This is a genomic window from Streptomyces sp. CA-249302, assembly GCF_050936785.1.
Taxonomy (GTDB): domain Bacteria; phylum Actinomycetota; class Actinomycetes; order Streptomycetales; family Streptomycetaceae; genus Streptomyces.
In genome coordinates, this window is the sequence record NZ_JBNJMG010000001.1 from 3,435,560 (window position 1) to 3,460,219 (window position 24,660).

Here is a 24,660-nt window from a genome sequence, read left to right on the forward strand (position 1 = left end):
CCTCCGTTGCGGAGGGGGTGAGAACGGCGCCGCCCCCGTTCCGGTGGAGGCGGCGCCGTCCGTCTCGTACCCCCTTCTCCTACTTCACCCCCACCGCCCGGATGACCTCCTGCGCCACCGAGCCGCCCCGGTCGTCGCTCGCGGAGGCGCGCAGGGAGACGTAGGAGGCATCGCGCGGCACGGTCAACCTGCCGTGCCCGGCGGCGAGTTCCACCGTCCGCCACGACTTCCCGTCGTCGTACGACACTTCGAGCCGCGGATCCCCGATGGTCCCGGTGTCGGGCGCGCCCTTCACATACTCCGCGCCGACCCCGACGGGCACCCGCGTCCCGCCCCGCACATCGCCCGCGAGGTCGGTGTCGACGTCGAAGGCGAGGTTGATGAGCGGCAGGAAGGTCCAGCGGTCGGCGGGTGTGGCCGCCGACTTGAAGGTCCACTCGGCGTGCCCCTCGGTGGACAGCTTCCAGCGGTCGGCGTCGAGGGCGGTGTCGGTGACGACCTTGTAGGTGTGCTGGTCGGCGGGCGCGTCCCAGGCGTACGCACCGGAGCCCGTGCGCCGGTCGACCAACCCGCCGTCCATGTACACCTCCGTCGTCTGGGTCATCCCGCTCTCCGCGCTCCACACGTCACCGAACCCGGTGTGGTCGGGCCCCGAGTCGCCCCAGCCCGGCGTGTTGAACTGCAGTTGGTTTCCGGACCGTTGCTGCCCCCAGCCGAGTCCGGTCCCGAGCCACGGATGCCAGACGGGCCGGAACCAGTCCAGCTCGCGGTGCGCCCCGCCGGCGTACCGCACGAGCCCGCTGCGTTCCTCCAGCGCCCCGTCCCCGACGGTCACCGACTCGTGCCACAACTGCCCGGCCCCGGTGGACACATAGTCGGTCCGCTGGGCCGGGTAGGCGATCCGTTCCGCGAACCCGAGCCCGATGGGGAAGGCGTCGGTGATCGAGTACCGGAACTCGCCGCCGTCCGTCACCGGCTTCACGGCGTGGAACTTCGTTTCGACGACGGCGAGTTGGCGGGAGCTCGGCGCGTAGGTGAGATCGCGGCGCGGGATCGCCCCGCGGTGGCCCTCCGAAAGGTCGTACATGTAGGGCGTGTTGCGGGTACCGGTCATGTCGACCGTCTTCGCCTCCCGCAGCCGCGCCGCATCCGCCGCGTTCACCGTGGCGATCTGCAACGGCCGGTCGCTGTTGTCGTCGTTGCCCCACCAGGCGCCCAGCCGCCCGGCCGCGTCGTCGGTCACGAACAGTGCCTTGGCCCCGGCGTCCTGCGCGGCCCGGGCGAGCGCGACCGGATCGGCCCCGTCGGCGAGATGGGCGAGCACCGCCTTGCCCCGGACCCCACTGAAGGGCCCGTCGCCCACGTCCACGAGCGGCAGCCGGCTCCGGCCCTCGATCAGCGTGCCGCCCGCCTGGACGACCGCCGTGCCGACGCCCTTCACCTCCAGGAGCGGCTTGCCGAGCCGCCACACGGTCCGGTACTCGAAGGTCCCCCGCGTGACCTTCTCCGTCGGCGCGGCGAACACGCTGTCGTACTTCACCGGCACCTGCACGGCCCCGAACAGATCGGAGCCGCCCGCGTCGCGGTCGTACTCCATGAGCAGCTGCCGGGTCTCGGTCCGCCGCCCGACCTCGGCTCTGACCTCCCTCAACTGTCTTCCGTCGAGGGTGACTTCACGGTCCCGGTCAAGGTCCACCTCAGGCGCCGCGAGGAAGCCGAGCCCGAGCGAGTCGGCGCCGTGGCTGCCGCGTACGTCGAGGAAGGAGGTGAGGCTGTACGTCCCCGGCTGCAACCGCAGCTTCAGCGTGCCGGAGTCGCCGACGTACGCCGGGTAGGCGTCCGAGCCGGCCGCGAGCTTCTGCACCACCAGGTCGGCGGGGGTCGCGCCCCCGTCCCGGTCCCTGACGTGCACGGTGAGTGTGTACCGTTCCTCCTCCTTGACCAGGCCGAACACGGTGTGCGCGAGGGGAGTTCCGGTCGTCCGGTCGGAGGCCACGATCTGCCCGCTGGTGTTCCCGACGTCCGCCTCGGACCCGTCCCCGGTGACCGTCGTCGACGCGGTGCCGTGCGCGGGCACGGTGAGGGAGGAGTCGGCGAGGGTGGCGACCCCGTCCGGGGCGCCCCGCACGGCGAGGCTCAACTCCACCGCCGTATCGGAGGTGTTGGTGTAGGTGAGGGTCCTGGTCACCGGCTTGTTCGCGTCGTACGGCCAGCTGTAGAACCCGAGGTCGGCGCTCCCGGTGGCGGTGACGCTCGCCTTCACGGCATCCGGCACGCTCACGCGTCCCGCGCCCAACTGGTAGGCAGAGGAATCCAATTGCCTGGAACTGGACATCAGCGCGTCCTTGAGCTGAACGCCGGTCCAGTCGGGGTGCTCCTGGGCGAGCAGGGCGGCCGCACCGGCGACGTGGGGCGTCGCCATGGACGTACCGCTCATGGATGTGTAGTAGCCGCTGCCGTCGGTGAGCCCGGAGCGGGCGGCGAGGATGTCGACGCCGGGGGCGGAGAGATCGGGCTTCAGGGCGTTGTCGCCGTAACGCGGCCCGGCGCTGGTGAAGTAGGCGGCCTGGTCGCTCGCGTCCACGGCACCGACGGTGAGCGCGGAGTCGGCGGCGCCGGGCGAGCCGATGGAGGAGGGGCTGCCGGTGTTGCCGGCGGCGACGACGAAGAGGGCGCCGGTCTCCTTCGACAGCGTGTTCACGGCCTGCGCCATGGGATCGGTGCCGTCACTGGGCTCGGTCGAACCCAGGCTCATCGACACGACCTTGGCGTGCACGTCCCGCGCGGCCCACTCCATACCGGCGATGATCTGCGACTCGCTCCCCGACCCCTGGTCGCTGAGCACCTTGCCGACGGCGAGGGTGGCGTCCGGGGCGACGCCCTTCTCCTTCCCGTCGGAGGCGGCACCGCTTCCCCCGACGGTCGAAGTGACGTGTGTGCCATGGCCGTTGCGGTCGCCGACAGCATCCTCGCCCTCGACGAAACTCTTGGTGACGGAGACCCGCTGGGCGAGGTCGGGATGCCCGGTGTCCACCCCCGTGTCGAGCACGGCGACGGTGACACCTTTCCCGGTCAGCCCGGCGTCCCAGGCGGCCCGGGTCCCGATCTGGGCGTTGCTCTCGGCCATGTCGGCGTCGACCCGCCCGTCGAGCCACACCTTCTCGACACCGGCCTGCCGCGTGAACCCCTCCCAGAAGTCCCGCCCCTTGTCGGCTTCGACGGCGGCCCCTCGGACACTCCCCAAGGTCCGTGTCCGCTCGGCATCAGGCGGGGTGGCGACCCGGGCCCCCTTCTCGTACGTGACGATCAAGGGCAGCTCGTCCGTCTTCTCGTCGGCGAGCCCCTGCCGTATCAACTCACTGACATCGAACAGCCGTTGATCGAGCGCACCGGCCCGCAGATAGGGCCGTGCCTCGTCCGGTACGACGCTGATCCGGCCGTCGTCGGTCTGCGTCCGCACGGCGCCGGTGGCGCCCCTGGGCCGCTGCACGGTGACCGTCTTCCTCCCGCCGCCGAGGTCGGTGACGGTGACCTTGTCGCCGGTGACGAGGGTGACGGTGCGGGTGGCCGCGGCGGTGCGCACGGGAGCGGGGGTGCCGTCCCGTGCGCCCGCCCGCGCTGTGGGCAACAGCGCCAGCACGAGCCCCGCCGACAGGAGGATCGCCCCGCGTCCGACTGGTCCTCTGCTCATGCACACCTCTCCGAGTCGAGCACCGTCGAACGCCGTTGGGCGCGGTCGGGTGCCGCCGAGTGCTGCGAAGAGTGTCGAGGGGCCGGTGGGGTAAGGGAGTTGGGCGGGGGTGGCGGGTTGGTGCTGTGGCGGGTTTCCGCCAGCCGCGGCGTGCTCATGGGCGGGGTGCGGAAACCGGGACAACTCCGAACGCCGTCCGGAAGAATGGGGATGCTCGGGCGGCACGACGGACGGGGGCGTCATGGAAGGCGTGGTCGAGTTCACGATGGGCGACGGTTCCGTGGTCGCCGTCGAGGGGGCGGACGAGGGGCCGGGCTCCCGGCTGGTCCGGCGCGGCGACGGCACGGTCCAGGCGGCGCACACCTTCGAGGGCGCCCTGGACGGGGTGCGCGCGGCGGCCGAGGCCGCGTTGCGGGTCTTCCGGGACGGCAGCCTCAAACCGGACGGGGTCGAGATCGAGTTCGGGGTGAAGATGTCCGCGGAGGCGGGCGCGTTCATCGCCAAGGGCACGGCCGAGGGGCATCTGGTCGTCAAGTTGTCGTGGACACCGGCTCCGGCGCCGCCTCCGGACCCGGATCGCCACCTACCCAGCAGTGCGGCACACGGCGCCTGACCATGCACCACGCCGAGTGGCACGCCCGTATCGAGTGCGGCGGCAAGGTGGCCGGCGCGGGCTTTCTGGTGGCCGGGGACAAGGTGCTGACCTGCGCGCATGTCGTCGAGCGGGGCGACCGGGCGGAGCTGACGGTGTCCTTCCCGCAGCGCCCCGGGTCCGAGCCCGTCCCGGCCCGGGTCGTCGCGCACGGCGGCTGGGCCGCCGGTCACCTCGCCGACCGGGGCGATCTGGCCGTCCTGGAACTGGCCCGGGAGGTCGCCATCACCCCGGCGGCCCTCGCGTCGGCCGACGCGGCGCACGGCGACCGCAGGCTCGTGGCGTACGGGTTCCCGGCCGGGTACGACGAGGGCACGCTCGCCGAGTACCGCATCACCGCGGGGCCGTTCCTGATCAGCCGCGAGTGGATCCAGCTGGAGGCGTGGAGCGGGCACGGCCAGCCGCTGGTCGCCGGGTTCAGCGGCGCCGCGGTCACCCTGGTCGACACCGGCGAGGTCGTCGGCATGGTCACCGCGGCCGACCGCGCCCGGGATGTCCGCACCGGGCGGATGATGCCCACCGAGGTCATCCGCCGGTACTGGTCCGGCGTCGACGTCCTCGGCCCCGCCCCCGGTGTCCTCGCCCCCACCCCGGGGCACGCCCACGCCCACCACGGACGGCTGCGCGCCCTCGTCGAGCAGGCGGTGCGCGCCGGTCTGGAGTGCGATCCGGTACGGCTGTACGGCGACGCCGCCGGGCCCTTCGACCCGCCCGCGCCGCCCGAGGGGTTCGCCTCGCTGTGGGCGGCGGCCTGGTTCGTACTGTGCGAGGTCGACGACCCGGACACCCCGACGCGGTTCGCCGAGCGGCTGGACGCGCTGCTGGGCGCCCCGGCCCGGAGCGGCGGTTCGCCCGAATGGGCGCCGATCCTGGTGGAGGTGCGGCCCAGCGGCGCGGGCAGCGACGTGTACCGGGTCGAGGTGTCGGCGTACAGCGGACGGCGTCGGCATCCGGTCGCCTCGGACACGGTGGCGGAGGACCGGCTGCCCGCCTACGTCCAGGACCACGTGGAGGCGGCCTTCCGGTATCTGACGCCGGGCGCCGACGAGTTGATCGCGTTCGCGCTGCCCCGCGACCGGCTCGACCTGCCGGTGGACCGCTGGGGCAGCGCCCCGGACGACCCCACCCCGCTCGGCTGCACCTACCCGGTCGTCGTCACCGATCATGTTCGCCGTACGGCCGCCAAACGGCACGTCCTGACCCGTGTCTGGGACCGGCTGCGCACCTGCGAGGACGCACCGCTGCAACGCGTCGCCTGCGACTGCCCCGACAACCCCATGAAGCTGCGGCAGCGGATGCGGCAGCCCGGCGCCTGTCTCGCGGGCTTCGCCGCCGCCTCGCCGCGGGCCCGCACCCGCCCGCACTTCGAGGAGTCGGTCACCGCGCCGGCCCCGGTGATCGTGTGGTCGCGCCGCGGCTGCGAAACCCAGGGGGACACGGGGTGCGCGGGCGCGGACGGCTGCCCGGGCACGGCGTTCCTGGACGCGCTCGACGCCCGGTTCGCGCATGTGCCGCCCGCCGAACTCCCGCGCACGGTACTGGCGTTGCGCGAGGAGGCCGACGCCGAGGAGGACCACTGGGCGCGGGACATCCAGCTGCTGTGGGACGACCCGCGCTGCTTCACCGACGAGCACACCGCAGCCGTACACCTGCGCTCCCCCATCGCCTGACCGCCCCCGCCCGGAGACCGGAGACCCGCCCCATGCCGCACTGGTCCGTCTACACCGGCAACAGCGAACCGCACGACGGCATCGCGGAGTTGCCCGAGCCGCCGCCCTGGCGCGCGTTCGACGGCGGACCCGCGCTGCCGCCGCCCGGCGAGACGGACGACGCGGCGGCGATCTCACCGGACCGGGTGCACCGCGCGAAGACGTACGTGGCCACGCCGGAAAGCATCCAGCTCGTCAACGCGGCACTCTGCCTGCGCCGTCCGCTCCTCGTCACCGGCCCGCCCGGCACCGGCAAGTCCTCGCTGGCGTACGCGGTGGCGCGCGAGCTGCGCCTGGGCCCCGTGCTGCGCTGGAACATCACCAGCCGCAGCACCCTCGCCGACGGCCTCTACCAGTACGACCCCCTGTCCCGGCTGTACGCGGCGCGCCCCGGCGCGGAGGCCGGCGAACGGCTGCGCGGCGGCGTCGAGGACCACCTGCGCCTCGGCCCCCTCGGCACCGCGCTCCTTCCTTACGACCGCCCCCGCGCCCTCCTGGTCGACGAGATCGACAAGAGCGACCTCGATCTGCCGAACGACCTGCTGAACGTCCTTGAGGAGGGCCAGTACGAGATCCCCGAACTGGTCCGCGCCGCCCGCCACTCCACCGCCGGCACGGCCGACGTCCTGGCCGACGGCACGGACACACCGGTCACCGTGTCCCGCGGCCGCGTCCGCTGCCAGGCCTTCCCCTTCGTCGTCCTCACCAGCAACGGCGAACGCGAGTTCCCGCCCGCCTTCCTGCGCCGCTGCGTCCGCCTGAAGCTGCGCCGCCCCGGCCGCGAACAACTCACCGACATCGTCCGAGCCCACCTGGGCGCCCCTGACGACCGGGCCGAGTCCCTCATCGAGGAGTTCCTGGAACGCTCGGGCACGGGTGAGCTCGCCACCGACCAGCTGCTGAACGCGATCTATCTGACGGGGGTGGCGGGTCTGGAGGCGGGCTCGCGGGAGGAACTGGCGGACCAGCTGATGCCGTATCTGAGCGCGGCGGCGGACGGCGATGGACTCTGAAGGGGGCTCCGTCGGACGGCTCGCCGAGATTCTGCGTGCCGCCGCGGGGGCCGACTCGGCCGGTGAGGCCGGGCCCACCACCCGCGAGCTTGCCGAACTGCTCTGGCTGGCCCGGCAGTTGGCGCCGGAGAGTACAGAGGGCCGCGACGGGGCGTCGACCGCTCAGCCGCACCCGGGCGCCCGTCCACCCGCCCCCACCCCCACCGCCGTACCCCCCGAACCCGCCCCTCCCCCGCCACCGCACCAGTCGCCCCCACCCACCCCCGACGGCCGCGTCCCCCTCCACCTCCCCGGGCCCCCGTCCCGCGCCCCGCACGATCCACCCGGCGCTCAACTCCTCGCCCCCGCACCTCCGATGCTCCACCACCCCCTCGCCCTGCAACGCGCGCTGCGCCCCCTCAAACGCAAGGTCCCCTCCCTCCGCGACCGCGTCCTCGACGAGCACGCCACCGCCGATCGCATCGCCCGGCTCGGCGCCCGCCCCGACGCCTGGCTGCCCGTACTGCGCCCGGCCCCCGACCGCTGGCTGCGCCTCAACCTCGTGTACGACACCGGCCCGACGATGCCGGTCTGGCGCCCCCTGGTGCGCGAACTGCACACCACGCTCGCCCAGTCGGGCATCTTCCGCGCGATCACCCTGCACCCGGCCGGCCCCGACGGCCGCGCCCGGCACGTCCCTGACCCCTCCGACGGCCGCACGGTCACCCTGATCGTCAGCGACTGCATGGGCCCGCAGTGGCGCCCCGGCCCGACGGGCGACCGCTGGTACCGCACCCTCCACCACTGGGCGAGCCGGATGCCGGTCGCCGTACTCCAGCCGCTCCCCGAACACCTCTGGTCCACCACGGCCCTCCCGGCCGAGCCGGGCCTGTTCGCCGCGCCGAGAGCGGCGGCCCCGACCACCCGGCTGACCTTCACCCCGTACGATCCGGACGCCCCAACAGCCCCTACCGCTCTGCCGGTTCTGGAACCGGGCCCGTCCTGGCTGGCGAACTGGGCCACCCTCGTCGCCTCCCCCGGCGGCGCCCACACCCCCGGCGCGGCGGCCCCGCTCCGCACCCGTCCCACCCCCTCGCCCGAGCCCTCCGCCCCGGACATCGCCTCCCTCCCGCCCCAGGACCTGGTCCTCCACTTCCGCTCCACCGCCTCCCCGGAGGCCTTCCGCCTCGCCGGCCACCTCGCCCTGGCCGCCCCCTCCCTCCCGGTGATGCGCCTGGTCCAACGCGCCCTGGAACACAGCCCACGCCCCCAGCACCTGGCCGAGATCATCCTCAGCGGCATGCTGACGACGGTTGCGGGACCGCCGGGGTCGTACGACTTCCGCCCGGGCGTACGGGACCTGCTGCTCCGCTCGCTGCCCCGGACGGCTCGGGGGCGGACGCGTGAATTCCTGGCGCAGGTCGGCGAGTTGATCGACGAGCAGGCGGGCGTCAGGGCGGGGGAATTCCGGGCGGAGGTGCGCGGGGGCGAGGACGGGGCCATCGCCACGGTGCGGGAGGAGACGGTACGGCGGTTGGGCGGCGGGGTGGAAGGGGGCTCCTCGGCGCGGGTCGGAGGGCAGCGCCCCGATACGTCACCGGAACTGCTCGGGGAGCGGTATCGGCTGGTCAGGCCGCGGGGGCGGGGGCGGCGGGTGTGGGAGGCCGTGGATGTACGAGGCGAGCGGCCGGTGGTGGTGCATCTTCACCCGGAGCAGGCGGACGCGGCGGCGCGCTTCCTGGGGGAGGCGGAGACGCTGGCGGGGCTGCGGCACCCGAACGTGGTCCCGGTGCTGGACTGGGGTGTGGAGGGTGAAACGCCGTACCTGGTCGCGGAGTTCGTGGACGGGGTGACCCTTGCCGAGCTGGAGCAGGGCAGCGGTCCAGGGGTCTCCTTCGGCGTGCTGGCCCGCCTGGCGCTCCACATGACGGAAGGACTGGCCGTCCTGCACCGCTGGGGCCTGGTGCGCGGCCAACGGGGCTCGAACGGGCTGCTGTTGAGGCCTGACGGCACCGTCGTGATCGACCGCCTGGCTCTGGGCGACGAGTCGGGCGACTGGGACGCGGCGGCCGACTTCCATGAACTCAGCACGCTGCTCAGGTACTTGACCTTGCATACGGAGATCCCGGACGAGTACCGGCCGCTGTTCCAGCGGATCGCCGTCGACCTGGGTGCCGACGCGGAGTCCGTACGCCGGTCGGTCCTGGACCTGATCCCGGGCGAGGTCGGGGCCGTACTGGAGAGCGGCGGGGTGCGGTCCCTGCGCTTCACGCTGCTCGGGCCGCTGGAGATCACCCTCGGTGACGAGCCCGTCCTGGTGCCCGTGTCCGAGGCCCAGGCGCTGCTGTGCATGCTGGTCCTCAAACAGGGGCGGCGGGTGACGTACGAGGAGCTCACCCAGGGATTGTGGGACGAACCACCCGCCGACGACGAGGCTGTCCGCCGCATCGACGTACTGTGCACGGAGGTACTCCGACGCCTGGGCCCCGGCACCCTCGCGTCCCTCGCCGACGGCTACGCCCTGCACATCCCGGGCGCCTTCATCGATGTGCTCCGCTGCGAGGAACTCCTCGCCCTCCGGGCGCACCCCGTCCGCACCCCGAACCCCGGGACCCGACGTGCCCGGACCCAGGTGGCCCTGTCGCTCTGGCACGGCGATCCCCTCGCCGACGTCCCCGGCCCCGCCGCCAAGGCCACCCGTGCCCGGCTCCGCACCCTCCACCTCACCCTCCGCATCACCCGCGCCGAACTCGACCTGGAACTGGGCGACTTCGATCGCGCCACCACCGACCTCGCCGCCCTCCTCCAGGAACACCCCGACCGCGAGGACATCCGCCGACTCCACATGCTGGCGCTCCAGGGCACGGGCCGGATCGGCGAGGCCATCGAGTCGTACGAGGCCTACACGGCACAACTCGACAGCCGGCACAGCGACCCGGTCGACCCCGCCCTCCACGAGCTCTACCGCGACCTGCGCGCCTCCTCCTACCGCCCCGCCCCACCATCGTCTTCGAGGCCCCCGGCCTCGACGAACACGAACAGGCCCGGCACACCCTCGGCCGCGCGGTGACCGGACTCCTCTCCCGGGGCGAACTCGCCCCGCACCAGTACGAGGTCCTCGCCCGCCCCGACGGCTACGTCGTCCTCACCGAGCCCGAGGCCGACGTGCTCCCGGTGCTCGGCGCCGTACTGCACGAACTCCCTGACGTCCTGGCCGACTTGGCGGATCCTCCGCCGTTCCGGGTGACCTTCTGGCACGCCCCTTGGTTCGCAAACCCCGACCAGCCCGCCCTGTCTCCCGATGCACAGAGCGTCCTGGAGGGCTCCGACGCGGACGTCCTGGTCGTCGTCTCTCCCGCGCTGTTCGAGGAACTCGGCGACAACGGGGTCCCCTTCGACGTCGTCGCCTTCCAGCCCCTGTACCTCGACGCCGCGACCACTCCCCCGGTCGCCTGGTATTGCCCCCTCCACCTCCCGCCGACCGAACCGGAGTACCTGGGCCCCGACCCCGGCGACCTGATCCGCGGCCCCTACACCACCCCCGACCTCGCCCGCCTCGACACCCCCGACCCCGGCACCACCGCCATCGTGCACACCCAGCCCGACGGCCCCCTCGCCCTCCTCAACCCGGCCCACCCGTGGGGCAAACGCCCGCCGCGGCGCACGACGTACTACGAGGTGGACCTGACCACCCACCACGCCAACTACGAGGTCGCGCTGCCGAGTTCGGGTGGTGGCGCCTTCGCCGCGTTCCTGGAGCTGTCCTGGCACGTCGGCGATCCGGTCGCCTACGTACGGGACGCGCCCCCCATCGTCGCGGAACGCCTCCTCGACCACTTCCTCAAGGACGGCGCCCGAATCACCCGCCGCCACCCCCTCCGTCGCGCCGGCTCCGCCCAGCACGCCCTGCATGAAGGGCTGCGGCACTGGCCGGTGACGGGGCTGACCGTGTCGCACTCGGTCCTGCTGGTCCCGCAGGGTGGCACCCCCGGGCCCACCCCGCAGCAGTCGGCCTTCTCCACCCCCCTCACCCTCCTCCTGCGCGGCGCCGAGACCGTCCTGATCGGCTTCGACGGCCCCCTCACCCGCCTCTTCTCAAAGGCCGCCGCGCGCACCGCCGCACTCGACCTCCTGTCCCTGGTCGTCGAGGACCGTGATCCCACGGACGCCCTGGCGGGCCGGTCCCTCACCGGCACGGGAGAGGACGGGTCGATCTCCCTCCGGGAGGGGATCGTGCACCCCTTGGACGTGCTACGCGCCTTCGCCGACCACCCGCTCGCCCCGCGCCTGCGCGCCCGGCTGGACGAACTCGAACTGCGGGCCGCCGCCAAGGCCATGCCCACCGCGCATGCCGAGCCCCTGGTCGCCGCCCTGCGCGAGTCCGGTCGTCGGGTGGTCGTGGTCACGGACTGCTCCCCGGATGCCGTGCAGCTCTTCCTGGAGAGGTGCACGATCGCGGTGGACGGCGTGCAGGGCCGCAAGAAGTGGCTGGCCCCGCTGATGCCGAATCCGGACCGGCTGCTGCACTCGTTCCGGTCCCCTGACACGGCGCCGCGCGCGGGGCTCCTGATCAGCTCGTCCAACGCGGAACTCCAGGCCGCCGAGGGCCTCGGCCTGCGCCGTATCGGCTACGCCAAGGACTCCCAGCTGCGCACGGCGACCGCCGATCTGACGGTCCCTTCGCTCGAACCCCTCCTCGAAGCCGCACGCGCCATCTGACGGCCTTTAAACTACCTTTACATCAGACATATCTGACAAAACCGCCCATTCAGCGGCACCCCACCCGGCCCCCTACAAGCGGCGCCCCCTCCCCCACCCCCGCACGATTCCAATGAGGCCCGCCACCCGTGGGCCCCACGGAATCGAGGCCGGCCGCCCCCGCGGCCCCCACGGTCTGCGCTCTCGGGAGGACCTGCCATGACCGCCAGTCTGGAGCAGTTGCGTCGCTGCCATTTCGCCGTCGACCTGGGGGCGGCCCGGACCCGCGTCTATGTGAAGGGCGCCGGACTCGTCGTCGACCAGCCCTCCGTCGCCGCCGTGAACACCCGGACCGGCGCGCTCATCGCCGTGGGCGAGTTCGCGGAGAAGATGACGGGGCGTACTCCCGACTACATCCGGGTCATGCGGCCCGTCTCCGGCGGCACCGTCGTCGACATCGAGATGGCCCAGCGGATGCTCAGGCATCTGCTCGGCGACAAGATCCGCCGCACCCTGCGCCGCAAGCCCCGCCTCCGTGCCGCCGCCTGCACCCCGCACGACGCCGACCCGCTCGCCCAGCGCGCCGCCATCGAGACGCTCGTGGGGCTCGGCGCCCGGCGCGTGGAGCTCGTCGACACGCTCATCGCCGCCGCGGTGGGATGCGGACTGCCCGTGGAACGGCCCGAGGCGACCATGATCATGGTGTGCGGGGCCGCCGCCACCCAGGTGGCGGTCCTCTCCCTCGGCTCCATCGTCACCGCCGAGCGGATCCCCGTGGGCGGCGAGGCTGTCGACCACGCGATCGTCCAACACCTGCGTCACGAGCACGAGTTGATGCTGCCGAGTCAGTCGGTACGGCCCCTTCAGCTCGCCCTCTCGGGCAACGGACTCACCCCGCAGGGGCCCGCCTCGACCGAGATCCACGGACGGGACGTCGCCACCGGCCTCGCCCGTTCCGTGCAGGTCGACACCGCCGCCGTACGGGACGCCATCGAGACCCCGCTGACCGCCGTGCTCGACGGGATCGGGCGCGTGCTGCGCAACTGCCCGCCCGACCTGGTCGCCGACCTCGCCGACCGCGGCATCATGATGGTCGGCGGCTCGGCCCTGCTCCCCGGCCTCGACCAGATGCTCCGCGCGGCCACCGGGATGCCGGTGCACATCGCCGAGCGACCGGACGTGTGCGCCGTACAGGGCCTCGGCTACATGCTGGAGGGCAAGATCGAGCCGCTGGTGCTCGACCCGCTGGCCACCTGAACCGCTGTAAGAACACAGCATGCCCGAGCCCCTCCCGCCCCTCCTCGAAGCCGTCCTCACCGTCGGTACGGACCTCGAACTGCGCACCACCCTCCAGCACATCGTGGACAGCGCCGCCGAGCTCACCGGCGCCCGGTACGCGGCCCTCGCCACCAGGGATCCGGGGCAGGACGGGCTCCTGGAGATCCGCACCGCCTCGGCCGCGCCGCGGACACCGGACGCCCTCGGTGTGCCGATCCGGGTGCAGGACGAGGAGTTCGGCGACCTGTATCTGGCGGGCAAGGCGGACGGCTCCCCGTTCACCGCCGAGGACGAGCAGCTGCTGCACGTCCTCGCCGTCCAGGCCGGCATCGCCATCGGCAACGCCCGCCTGTACGAGGCGGCCCGGCAGCGCGAGCGCTGGATCGAGGGTGCCGCCGCCGTCACCACCGCCCTGCTCACCGGCGAGCGGGCCGCCGACGCCCTGATGACGGTCGCCGAACGCGCCCGCATCCTCGCCGACGCCGACGCGGGAGTCATCCTCCAGCCCACCGAGGAGGGCGGCATGGAAATCGTGGCCGCTTCGACGTACGAGGACCCGGGCGACATCGTCGGTACGACCATCCGGCCGGGGAGTCCGGTCCTCGTCCAACTCCTGGGCGGGGAACCGGTGTTCATCGACGACTCGGCGACCGACCCGAGGATGACGACGCATGTACGGCACCGGTTCGGGCCCAGCATGATGCTGCCGTTGCAGGCCGACGGCCGGCTCATCGGCACCCTCGCCCTGCCCCGGCGGCGCGGCGACCGCCCGTACACCCCCGTCGAACGGCTGCTGGCCACCCAGTTCGCCTCGCAGGCCGCCGTGGCCCTGGTCCTCGCCGACGCCCAGCACAGCCGGGAGCGCCTCGCCGTCTTCGAGGACCGCGACCGCATCGCCCGCGACCTGCACGACCTCGTCGTCCAACGGCTGTTCGCCACCGGCATGATGCTGGAGTCCTGCCAGCGCCGGAGCACCGACACCGCCGTCCACGACACCCTCGGCAAGGCGGTCGACGAACTCCAGTCGACCATCCAGGAAGTACGGACGACCATCTTCGCCCTGCAACAGCCACCCGCCGAAGCCCCGACCACCTTCCGCGGCAAGGTACTTCGGGAGACGGCGGCTGCGGCGGCCCTGCTCGGCTTCAAGCCCTCCACCCGGTTCACGGGCGCGGTCGACACCCGCGTCCCGGACCAGGCGGCCACCCAACTCCTCACCGCCCTCCGCCGCGCCCTCACCGCCACCTGCCGCCGCCCGGACGTCTCCCGCGTCGAGGTCACGGTCGACGCGACGGCGACCTTGCCGGACGGACGGGAGGGGGTGCGGCTGATGGTGTACGACGACGGGGCGGACGAGGACAGCGGGGCGGACCACGGCGACGGCGGCGCGGGCACCACGGTGACCTGGCAGGCGCCCCTGTGATCCGCGCCGGTCGGGGGCAGCGGTTAGTTTGAGGAGCACCGACGACGAAGGGACGTTACCCGTGCCGCGTACGGACGTGCCCCGCCCGGCCGAACCCACCCGGATCGGCGTCACCGGCCACCGCATCCTGCCCGCCGCCGTGCTTCCATCCGTACGCGAGGGCATCCGGAAGCTGCTGAGCGGCGCGGACCTGGAGGCCCTGACCAGCCTCGCGGCCGGGGCCGACCAACTCTTCGCGGACATCGCCCTGGACGAGGGGGTGCAGGTCACAGCCGTGATCCCCGGCATGAACGGCACGGAGTATGAGAGCCACCTCGGCGACGCGGAGACGCGCGCCGGGTACCGCAGACTGCTCGGGTCCTGTGGCACACGGGTGGACATGCCCCTCGAACCCACCCACGAGCAGGCCTACTTCGCAGCGGGCTGCTGGATCGTGGACCACTGCGACCTGCTGATCGCCGTTTGGGACGGACGTCCGGCTCTCGGCCCGGGCGGCACGGGCGACGTCGTCGAATACGCGCGGCACGCGGGTGTCGCGGTGGTGGTGCTCTGGGTGCCGGGGGTGTCGCGGGGCTGAACCCCCGGGGCCTGTGCCGCTCAGCGCCCGAACCGCGCCAGCCAGTGCGTGTGCTGCGGGGACACGACCCGCTCGACCTCGGCCACAGCCTCGGCCCACGTCTCCTCCGTGACCCTCGTCTCCATCGTCACCCGCAGGATCTCCAGGTCCCGTTCGACGAGAGAGTGCGCGTACATCAGCGGACGGTGGCTGCGCGCCTCCTGCCACGCCACACCGGCCGCCGCGGCCGCGCTCAGCAGGCCGGTCAGATCCCAGCCGCCGAACATGCCGAAGGCCTTCAGCACGGCCGCGGCCAGGGCGAGACCGGTCAGTGCGCTGGTGACCACCGACCAGCGGACGCAGGCGCGTTGGGCCCGTACCGCCCGGTTCCGGTACCAAATGAGCTGTTCCACCAGGCGGTTGCGCAGATAGATGTCTCTGCGCGCGTCGAACGCCCGGCCGCGTACCACCCGCATGGCCGCGGTGACCTGGACGGAATCGAGGTCGGCAGCGGGCCGGGTGTCCTGCCAGCCGACCTTGAGCAGATCCCGCAACCGCCGGTCCAGCAATCCGGTGAACAACGCCTCGGGGGCGACGACACCGGAGTGGAAAGGCCCCCCGTGCACCATGTACTGCCAGGCCAGTGACTTGACGGTCTCGGCCGCCTCGCGATGCGCCTGCCAGTGCACCCCGGCACGTCGACGGGCGCTTTCGAGTCCCAGGGCGATCGTCAGCGCATAGAGGGTGGCGGCCACGGCAGCCATTGCATGGCCGCCCATGTGTTCGGCAGCCATGGCGGCAACTGTGGCCAGCATCAGGACGAGCAACTGTGCGCGTACGGACCGAAAGGATTCACTCTGCCGGCTCAACGCCCAACGATCGTTGACACGATAGAGCGTCGGCAGATCATCTTCGATCGGCGTCGCGCTGGGTTCAGGTGTCGCGGCCCCCATTGCCGTCCCCCGTGATAATGGCCCTCCGGAAGGGTGCCCCGTTTCATTGCGCTCCGAACACAGTGCAGGTGTAAGGGAAGTTGAGCGTCGCCGTACCTGTACTTCGTGTATGTTCCGCACACCCAGCCAGAAGATGAGGGAGCAAGACGGCCATGAATCTTTCGGTGAACGCATCCACGTGCGCGACTGCCGCCGCCCCACGGCCACGGAGCAGGCGGCACACGCCCCTCTCGGCCATCGATCCGAATTGCGCGGTGACCAGGAGGCTCATGGGGCGGTTGACGGAAATCCCCGGCGGGCGTCCTGCCAAACCGATCACCTTCGACTCGGCTCTCTAGTCCCTACACTTCAAAAGTGACAGGCACTCCGCTCCGACAGTTCGTCCTCAAGATTCACAGCCGGTGCGATCTCGCGTGCGACCACTGCTATGTGTACGAGCACGCGGATCAAAGCTGGACGGCACAGCCGAAGTTCATGTCTGCCGAAACCGTGACACGGCTGGGCTGGAGCCTCGCCACCTACGCGCAGGCCCAGGGGCTGGAATCGGTTTCGGTAATCCTGCACGGCGGGGAACCACTGCTCGTGGGCGCACCTGGTCTTCGCCGAATCTGCAGGGAACTCACCGACGCGGTCTCCCCGATCGCCGATCTGGATCTGCGTATTCACACCAACGGCGTTCAGTTGAGCCGTGCGCATCTCGAGATCTTCAAGGAATTCGAGGTCAAAGTCGGAATCTCGCTCGACGGCGACCGTGCCGGCAACGACCGGCACCGTGTCGACCGGCAGGGACGCAGCAGTTACGACCGGGTACTGCGGGCGATCGGGCTGCTGCGGACGCCCGAGTACCGGCACCTCTACGCCGGACTGCTGTGCACCGTGGACGTGGCCAACGACCCTGTCGCGGTGCATGACGCGCTCACCGCGCTCGAACCACCGTGTATCGACTATCTGTTGCCGCACGCGACCTGGGCCGACCCGCCCCCCAAACCAGGTGGTTCGCGCACGCCATACGCCGACTGGCTGCTCGCGGTGTACGACCACTGGGTGGCGCAGAGGGAGCGCATGCGGGTGCGGGTCTTCGACTCGGTGCACAGTACTCTGCGCGGGGGTCACAGCCTCACCGAGGCCCTCGGGCTCGCCCCGTCGGATCTCGCGGTCGTGGAAACCGACGGCAGTTTCGAACAGGCCGACTCGCTCAAGACGGCCTACCAAGGCGCCCCCGCCACCGGTCTCGACGTCTTCCGGAACAGCTTCGAAGAACTCGAACGGCATCCCGGGGTGCAGGCCCGCCAGGCGGGCATCGCCGGCGTCAGTGAGACCTGCCGCGCCTGCCCGGTGGTCGAGTCCTGCGGCGGGGGCCTCTACGCGCACCGGTACAGCGCCGAGCGGGGCTTCGACAACCCGTCGGTGCACTGCACCGATCTGCGAGCCCTGGTGGACGGGATCGCCGAGCGGATCACCGATCCCGTTGTCGCTCCCGTCCTCAGTCCGGAAGAGCTCCGTTTCAGCCAGCTCGAACTGGATCGCGGGCTGGTGACCGCCGTGAAGGACCGTATGGACGGGCATCCCGCCGTGGACGAGGCGTGGCGCACTCTGGTCAGGCTGGACGGGATCGACGACGCCGAGGGCGATCTCGAAGCCGTCTTCGGCCGCCCCTACCTGCGCCCTTCGCTGACCAACCCCTGGAACGACCGCAAGAAGGCGGCCCGCTACGCGGCGATCGCCGTGGCCGCCGCGATCCACGCACGCTCCCCGGCGACCCTCGCGTGGGACCAGCCCGACCCGGAGCTGTACCTGCCGAGGCTGGGCACCCTGAGGCTGCCGGGACCCGGCTGGATCGAGGTCACGGTCGGACCGGGGGTTTCCAGGTGCGAGGGGACCACATTGCGGGAGACGGGTTCCGGATACTGGTCGACGCGAATCCCCGGGCCGGGCGCGAGGAGGGACACGGTGTCTGGCGGTCCCTCGAGTTGGTGGTCCTCTCGGACGGGTCGGCGGTTGTCATCGACGACGCCGACCCGTACCGCGACTGCTATCCGGTACCACTCTCGGCTCCGCTGGACCCCAGCGACCTGGCCATCTTCCGCAAGCGGCTGAACATCGCATACGACCGGTTGGACGAGTACCGGCCGGGCTGGCGGGAGGACGCCAACGCGCTGGTCGCGACAACGGTCACGCCGCTTGCGGCGGGGTTCGGCCTGCACATCGGCAATCACGGCTTCGGGGCGCTCGGCGTGGCCCTGGACATCGAGCCCGAGGAGTTCGTACGTCGCCTACCGGGGGTGGGCCGTCGGGCCCGGCTCCTCGCCCTACGCGAAGCCGGAGATCTGAACGTCCCCGGCACAAGAGCCGGGAGTCTGCTCGACGAGGCCGGCCGTTGGCTGGGCATGGCCGCGCTGTGGAGCCACGAGCCCCGGGGCGACGCCGGACCGCGGGCGGAGGCCCTGCGTCAGGCGGACCTTGCACTGGCCGACCTGGAAGGACGCGCGGGAGGGGATCTCACTGAAGGTGGCAGGTTACTGGCCGTCGAAATGCGGGCCGAGTGGACCAGCCGGACCCACGAAAGAAGCGTGCCGCCGTGGCCGAACCCGCTCAGCTGACGCGTCTCTTCAGCGAGTTGGGCGTGGCACGCGGTGGAGTCCTCCTGGTCCACGCCTCGCTCGGCGGAAGCGGGTTGCGGGCCGTCGACGTCCGGGACGTGCTGCTGGACGCCCTGGGCCCCGACGGCACGCTCGTCGTACCCGCCTTCACCCCGGAGAACTCGGACACCTCCCGCGCCCACAGGGCCCTCATCGGCGATCTGTCCCCGCCGGAGCGGGCGCGATTCCTCGCGTCCATGCTCCCGTACAACCCGGACACCACCCCATGTCCGACCATGGGGACTCTCGCCACCTGCATACGCACCAGCTCCGGCGCGATCCGCAGTACCCACCCACAGACCTCGTTCGCCGCAATCGGCCGCAGGGCCGCCGAGTTGATGGCCGACCACGACCCGCACTGCCACCTCGGCGAGCGCTCGCCGCTGGCGAAGCTGTATGCCGCAGGTGCCCAGATACTGCTGTTCCGCGTCGGCTTCGAGGTGTGCAGCGCGTTCCACCTCGCCCAGTACCGCACGACGCCCCCACTCCCGCAGCGCACTTACCGCTGCGTCGTCGGCGAACCGGGCCACTGGATCTCGTACGAGGACATCGCCCTGGACGACCACGACTTCGCCGCGGTCGGGGCCGGACTTCCGCGTGAACAGCTGGCCGAGCGGGAAGTGACCGGGAGAGCCGTGCGATTGTTCGCCATGCGGGCGGCCGTCGACCACGCGCTCACCGGCATGTCCGGTTTCGCGTCATGAAGTGAACCGAAACGAGACACACACCGGAGCGGGCTCTCGTGCATATTGAGGATTCCGGTCAGGTGACGCCATCGGCGGGGCGAGGGCTGTCAGCATGCAGGGGGGCGTGTGGACACACCGGAGTGGGCACGGGAAGCGGACCGGCGACCGTACTTCTTCCTGAGTTACGCCCACACACCGTCCTGGGGACCCGACGGCAGCGATCCCGACCACTGGGTACGCATGCTCTTCGCCGACCTGTGCGACCACATCATGGCCCTCACCGACCTGCCCGCCGGCGCGCCCGCGGGTTTCATGGATCGGGAGATGCGTTCGGGCGACGGCTGGCCGGAGCTGCTCAGCGAGAACCTCGCCAGCTGCCGGGTCTTCGTACCGCTCTTCTCGCCGCGCTACTTCGCCAGTGAGATGTGCGGACGCGAGTGGTTCGCCTTCAACGAGCGCATCCTGCACGCCCGCGCCGCCGGACACGGAGCGTTTCCGGCCATCGTCCCGGCGCTGTGGACCCACGTCCACTACGACCAGCTCCCCGACTCCGTCCGCCACGTCCATGTGGACCGGGCCGCATTCGGCGACCGCTACAAAACCACGGGGATCTACGGTCTGATCAAGCTCAACAGGTTGCGCGACGAGTACGAGGAGACGGTGCTGGAGCTGGCCCAGCGCATCGTCCGGGTGGCCCACGAGTCGCCTCTTCCGCCGGGCCGGCCGCGCGCCTATGAGAAGACACCGAGCGCGTTCAGACCACGGGGCGCAGGTCCACGGCGTCTGCACCTGACCGTGGCCGCGCCCACCCGGGACACGCTTCCCGAGCACCGCGACACTCGCCCCTACGGCACGGAGCCGCGGGACTGGAACCCCTACCACCCGGAGTCCGCCGGGCCTCTGGCTCATCTCGCCGAGGACCTGATCCGCTCGCTCGACTACCGGATCACCGTCTCCTCACTCGCCGACGAACCCGACGAACCCTACGAACCCGAGGACGAAGGGGCCCCGGAAAGAGGAGAAAGCACCGACCGGGACGTCAGGACACCGGAGGGAGGGCCGGGCATCCTGCTCGTCGACCGCTGGGTGGTCACCGACGAGGAACACCGCCGCAAGCTCCAGGCTTTCGATGCACACGCCCGCCCATGGATCAGCGCTGTCGTCCCCTGGAACCGCGCCGACCAGCAGTGTCACAGCGACGAAGGCCAGCGGCTCGCGGCCGAACTGGAACAAACGCTTCCGTCGATCCTCGATCGGGGCCGGCGGGTCGACTGCCGAACGGCCGCCACTGGCGTGCCCACGCTCAAGGCCTTCACCGACGTGCTGCCCGCCGTCGTGGCACACACGACACGGCAGTTCCTCAAGCACGCGACGGCCCGTCCGCCCTCCGGCCCGTCCCCGGTTCCCAAGCCCCGGCTCATGGGGCCGACCCCTCTGCCCACGCCCGCGGGACCCGATGACGGAGGAGCGGCATGACAGCCGACCACGACGGGCGCATCATCACGTTCTACTCGTACAAGGGCGGAACCGGCCGCACCATGGCGCTGGCGAACACCGCCTGGATCCTCGCGGCGAACGGCAGTCGGGTCCTGGCCGTCGACTGGGACCTGGAGGCCCCGGGCCTGCACCGCTACTTCCATCCCTTCATCGCTCCCGACACCCTCGCGGCCACCCCCGGCGTCATCGACATCGTCATGGACTACGCCTGGGCCGCGACCACGGACACCCACCGATCCGGCTCATGGCACCTGGACCACGCACGGGTCGAACCACACGCCGTCTCCCTCACACCCGAACGCTTCGGCTGGGCCTTCCCGTCCGGCGCATCGCTCGACTTCCTCTCCGCAGGCCGGCAGAACCGCGCATACGCCGCTGCCGTAGGCTCCTTCGACTGGGACAACTTCTACGAGCGCCTCGGCGGAGGCATCTTCCTGGACGCACTCCGCCACGACATGAAGGCGTCGTACGACTACGTGCTCGTCGACAGTCGCACCGGCCTGTCCGACACCGCCGACATCTGCACCATCCATCTGCCGGACGTTCTGGTCGACTGCTTCACGCTCAGCGACCAGGCGATGGACGGCGCCTCCGCCGTGGCGCGCAGCGTGGCAGGCGGTTACCGCGGCCGTCCGATCCGGGTGCTGCCCGTACCCATGAGGATCGGCGAGGGCGAACAGGAAAAGCTCCGCGCCGGGCGCGCTCTGGCCAGGCTCAAGTTCGACGGGCTGCCCGAAGGGCTCACGGGTGCTGACCTGGCCGCCTACTGGACGTCCGTCGAGATCCCCTACCGCTCCTTCTACGCATACGAGGAGACACTGGCCGTCTTCGGAGACGAGAGCGGCTTCACGGGTTCGCTGCTCGCCGCCTACGAGCGACTCACCTCGGTGATCACAGACGGGGAGACCGGCGCGCTGCCCTCGGTCTCCGACGCGGTGCGGTCGGCTTGTCTCGACGCCTACGCCCGGCGCCGGCCGGCCGCGGCCCCGACCGAGGTTCTCGTCGTGTACGTGGCCGAGAACCGCATGTGGGCGGAGTGGGTCGGGGGGATCCTGAAGCGATCCGGCTGCACCGTCACCTTGCACGACGTGACCGCTGGGCCGGTGCGACGCCCCGTCGCCTCCATGCGCGTCCTGGTTCTGCTGTCCTCGCCCTGCCTCAAGTCGCCCCAAGGCGCGTCCACCTGGCGCACCCTCACCGGCACCGACGCTCCGCGCGGCTCCGTGATCGGGGTACGGGTCGACGAGGTGCGTCTGCCTCCCGACCGTTTCGGTCATCCCCTCGTCGATCTGCCCGGCCTCGACGAGGACCGGTGCGCCGCCCGCCTGTTGGACGCCCTGGACTTCCCGCAGGACTCCCGCCCCCATGGCCCGGGGGCTCAGCGGTTCCCCGGCACCCGGCCGAGGATCTGGAACGCACCGCAGCGCAACACCACTTTCACGGGGCGAGATGCCGTCCTGGATCAGGTCCGCGGCCAGCTGGACGGTGGCTTCTCCGCCGTCCGGCCGCAGGCGCTCCTCGGGCTGGGCGGAGTCGGCAAGACACAGATCGCCCTGGAGTACGCACACCGCTTCATGGCGGACTACGACCTCGTCTGGTGGCTGCACGCCGAGCACAGCGAGAACGTCGTCGCGTCGCTCGCCGAGCTGGCCGGCCGGCTCGGCGTGCCAGACGGCGAGGACCTGACCGTGGCCTGCCAGGAAGCCGTGCGGATGCTGTCGCAGGGGCTTCCCACCGAACGCTGGCTGCTCGTCTTCGACAACGCCGACTGGCCGGAGAGTCTCGCGCCCTACTTCCCGACAGGCGGCGGACACGTCCTCGTCACTTCCAGGAACCAGGCCTGGGCGGCTCCGGGCCGGTCCCTGCCGGTCGACGTCTTCCTGCGTGAGGAGAGCGTCGAGCATCTCGCCCTGCGCGCCCCGGGTATCCCCCTCGATCAGGCCGGCCAGGTAGCGACGGCGGTGGGGGATCTGCCGCTGGCCGTCGAGCAGGCAGCGGCCTGGCTCGCCGAGACCGCCACCCCGGTCGAGGAGTACCTGCGGCAGCTCGCCGACCATTCCACCGACGTCCTGGACCTCAACCGACCCCTCGACTACCCGTTGACGGTCGCCGCTACCTGGAACGTCTCCCTCACCCGGCTACGGGAACGCTCGCCCGCCTCCGTGCGCCTGCTCCAGCTCTGTGCCTTTCTCGCCCCGGAGCCGATCTCCTCGCGTCTGCTCTACAGCCAGGAGATGATCCACGCCCTCGTCCCATACGATCCCGATCTCCGGGAACAGCTCCTGCTCGGGCGTGTCGTTCGCGAGATCTCCCGGTTCGCGCTCGCCAAGGTCGATCCGGTTTCGAACAGCGTCCAGATACACCGCCTGGTCCAGGCAGTGATCCGCTCCCAGCTGACCGAGGAGGAACAGCGGGAGGCCCGGCATGTGGTGCACACCGTGCTCGCTGGCGCCCGGCCCGACGGGGACGAGCCGGTCGACGATCCCCGTAACTGGTCTGCGTTCGCTGCCGTCTGGCCGCATCTGGGCGCCTCGAACGCATGCGACTGCACGGCCCCGGACACTCGCCGTCTGCTCATCGACCGGGTCCGCTACCTCTGGCAGCGCGGCGACCTCGTCGGCGCCGAACAGCTCGCCGAGGACGTGCTGGGACGCTGGAAGCCGCTGCTGGGCGAGGACGACGTGCAGTACCTCTATCTGCGCGGCCAACTCGGCAATGTGCTGCGCTCCCAGGGTCGCTTCGCCAAGGCGCGGGACATCAACACCGAGCTCCTGGAACGGCAGCGCAGAGCGCTCGGCCCCGCGCACCCGCACACGTACATCACCACCTCCGCCCTCGCGAGCGATCTCGCGGCGCTGGGCGACTACGGTTCGGCGGTCGAACTCGCCCGTGAGGCATACGAAGGGTTCTGCCAGGTCTTCCACGAAGCGCACCGGAGGACCCTGATGGCGGCAAACAACCTGGCGCTCACGCTACGTTCGGTGGGCCGCTACGAAGAGGCGCGCGCCCTGGACCAGGAAACGCTCGACCGGCGCCGGGAAGTCCTGGGCCCCGAAGATCCCTACACGCTGGCCTCGGCCGCCCGGCTCGGCCGAGACCTCAGGGAGGTCGGACGGTACGCCGATTCGGTGGCGCTGCTGTCCACCACCTACGAGACGCACAAGCGCGTTCTGGGCAAGGAGTTCCCGAGCACGCTCAGTTGTGCGACGTCGCTGGCGGTCTCACTACGGCAGGCGGGTCGTTTCGAGGACGCCCGTCGGCTGACGACGGCAACCAGCGCCCGGTACCGCACCCAATACGAGACGCCGACCCCCGCCTCATTGGCGTGCGATCTCGGTCTGGCCGCCGACCTGTTCGCCGCCGACGAGAGCGAGGCGGCCCGCGAGGTGGCCCAAGAGGTACTTGCCCAGTACCTCCGAGTCCCAGGTGAGCGCCACCCGTACACTCAGGCCGCACTCAACAACCTCGGCATCTACCACTGGGGCTGCGGAGAGACCGAGGAGGCGGAAGAGGCATTGGGCCGGGCGTACGCCGGTATGACGGAGGCGCTGGGCGAGAACCATCCCCACACGCTTCTGTGCGGCGCCAACTACGCCAGCGTTCTCGCCGAGGAACTGCGACTGGAGGAGGCCAGCGCCCTGGAGCAACAGATGGTCGACAGACTGCGCACCGTTCTGGGACCTCACCATCCGGAGACCCTGGCCGTGACCGCCAACTCCGCCCTCACCCTGAGCGCTCTGGACCGCTCGGACGAGGCCGGCCTTGCGCACGACGAGATCCTACGCGAGCTCCACCTGCAACTCGGCGACGAAAGCCCCGTCACCAGGGACGTCCGGCTGAAGCGACGCACCTTCCGGCACCTGGAGCCGCTGGCTGTCTGACCGTG

Annotated in this window: 15 protein-coding genes; 13 read left to right on the forward strand and 2 right to left on the reverse strand. The window is 71.5% G+C overall.

The window, feature by feature from the left end; genetic code table 11:
* Positions 1-79: 79 nt before the first annotated feature.
* Complete coding sequence (locus ACQEWB_RS15465) at positions 80-3,691, reverse strand: S8 family serine peptidase (protein ID WP_432831197.1); 3,612 nt, start codon at positions 3,689-3,691, stop codon at positions 80-82.
* 241 nt (positions 3,692-3,932) lie between these two features.
* On the opposite strand from ACQEWB_RS15465, the gene ACQEWB_RS15470 reads away from it, so the two are divergent.
* The 8 genes from ACQEWB_RS15470 to ACQEWB_RS15505 all read left to right on the forward strand — a co-directional run bounded on the left by ACQEWB_RS15470 (position 3,933) and on the right by ACQEWB_RS15505 (position 15,020).
* Positions 3,933-4,304 (forward strand): CU044_2847 family protein, encoded by a 372-nt coding sequence (locus ACQEWB_RS15470; protein ID WP_432831199.1) that lies wholly within the window; start codon positions 3,933-3,935, stop codon positions 4,302-4,304.
* 2 nt (positions 4,305-4,306) lie between these two features.
* The gene (locus ACQEWB_RS15475; RefSeq protein ID WP_432831201.1) at positions 4,307-6,013 is read left to right on the forward strand and encodes a trypsin-like peptidase domain-containing protein; all 1,707 of its coding nucleotides are present in this window, start codon (positions 4,307-4,309) and stop codon (positions 6,011-6,013) included.
* Between the two features lie 32 nt (positions 6,014-6,045).
* A complete protein-coding gene (locus tag ACQEWB_RS15480; protein WP_432831203.1) occupies positions 6,046-7,065 on the forward strand; it encodes an AAA family ATPase in 1,020 nt (339 codons plus the stop codon).
* The gene (locus ACQEWB_RS15485; RefSeq protein WP_432831205.1) at positions 7,055-10,114 is read left to right on the forward strand and encodes an SAV_2336 N-terminal domain-related protein; all 3,060 of its coding nucleotides are present in this window, start codon (positions 7,055-7,057) and stop codon (positions 10,112-10,114) included. Before ACQEWB_RS15480 ends, ACQEWB_RS15485 begins: the two co-directional genes overlap by 11 nt.
* On the forward strand, positions 10,111-11,763 hold the full coding sequence (locus tag ACQEWB_RS15490; protein WP_432831207.1) for an HAD family hydrolase: 1,653 nt from the start codon (positions 10,111-10,113) through the stop codon (positions 11,761-11,763). Before ACQEWB_RS15485 ends, ACQEWB_RS15490 begins: the two co-directional genes overlap by 4 nt.
* A gap of 198 nt (positions 11,764-11,961) precedes the next feature.
* Positions 11,962-12,999, forward strand: a complete 1,038-nt coding sequence (locus tag ACQEWB_RS15495; RefSeq protein WP_360822981.1) for a rod shape-determining protein — start codon at positions 11,962-11,964, stop codon at positions 12,997-12,999.
* Between the two features lie 19 nt (positions 13,000-13,018).
* Positions 13,019-14,443 (forward strand): GAF domain-containing protein, encoded by a 1,425-nt coding sequence (locus ACQEWB_RS15500; RefSeq protein WP_432831210.1) that lies wholly within the window; start codon positions 13,019-13,021, stop codon positions 14,441-14,443.
* Positions 14,444-14,504: 61 nt separating this feature from the next.
* Positions 14,505-15,020, forward strand: a complete 516-nt coding sequence (locus ACQEWB_RS15505) for a hypothetical protein (RefSeq protein WP_432831212.1) — start codon at positions 14,505-14,507, stop codon at positions 15,018-15,020.
* A gap of 20 nt (positions 15,021-15,040) precedes the next feature.
* On the opposite strand, the gene ACQEWB_RS15510 is transcribed toward ACQEWB_RS15505, so the two are convergent.
* Positions 15,041-15,952, reverse strand: a complete 912-nt coding sequence (locus tag ACQEWB_RS15510; protein WP_432831214.1) for a DUF4231 domain-containing protein — start codon at positions 15,950-15,952, stop codon at positions 15,041-15,043.
* A 429-nt stretch (positions 15,953-16,381) separates the two neighbouring features.
* Between ACQEWB_RS15510 and ACQEWB_RS15515 the strand changes: the two genes are divergently transcribed.
* From ACQEWB_RS15515 to fxsT, 5 genes are all read left to right on the forward strand, one after another.
* Complete coding sequence (locus ACQEWB_RS15515) at positions 16,382-18,049, forward strand: FxsB family cyclophane-forming radical SAM/SPASM peptide maturase (protein WP_432843833.1); 1,668 nt, start codon at positions 16,382-16,384, stop codon at positions 18,047-18,049.
* A gap of 17 nt (positions 18,050-18,066) precedes the next feature.
* A complete protein-coding gene (locus ACQEWB_RS15520; protein ID WP_432831216.1) occupies positions 18,067-18,552 on the forward strand; it encodes a hypothetical protein in 486 nt (161 codons plus the stop codon).
* Positions 18,531-19,295 (forward strand): aminoglycoside N(3)-acetyltransferase, encoded by a 765-nt coding sequence (locus ACQEWB_RS15525; RefSeq protein WP_432831218.1) that lies wholly within the window; start codon positions 18,531-18,533, stop codon positions 19,293-19,295. Before ACQEWB_RS15520 ends, ACQEWB_RS15525 begins: the two co-directional genes overlap by 22 nt.
* Before the next feature lie 108 nt (positions 19,296-19,403).
* Entirely contained in the window at positions 19,404-20,753 is a 1,350-nt protein-coding gene (locus ACQEWB_RS15530) for a TIR-like protein FxsC (RefSeq protein WP_432831220.1), read from the forward strand.
* Positions 20,750-24,655: an FxSxx-COOH system tetratricopeptide repeat protein gene (fxsT, locus tag ACQEWB_RS15535; protein WP_432831222.1), complete on the forward strand. Its 3,906-nt coding sequence runs from the start codon at positions 20,750-20,752 to the stop codon at positions 24,653-24,655. The genes ACQEWB_RS15530 and fxsT overlap by 4 nt, the downstream gene beginning before the upstream one ends.
* Positions 24,656-24,660: the final 5 nt, after the last annotated feature.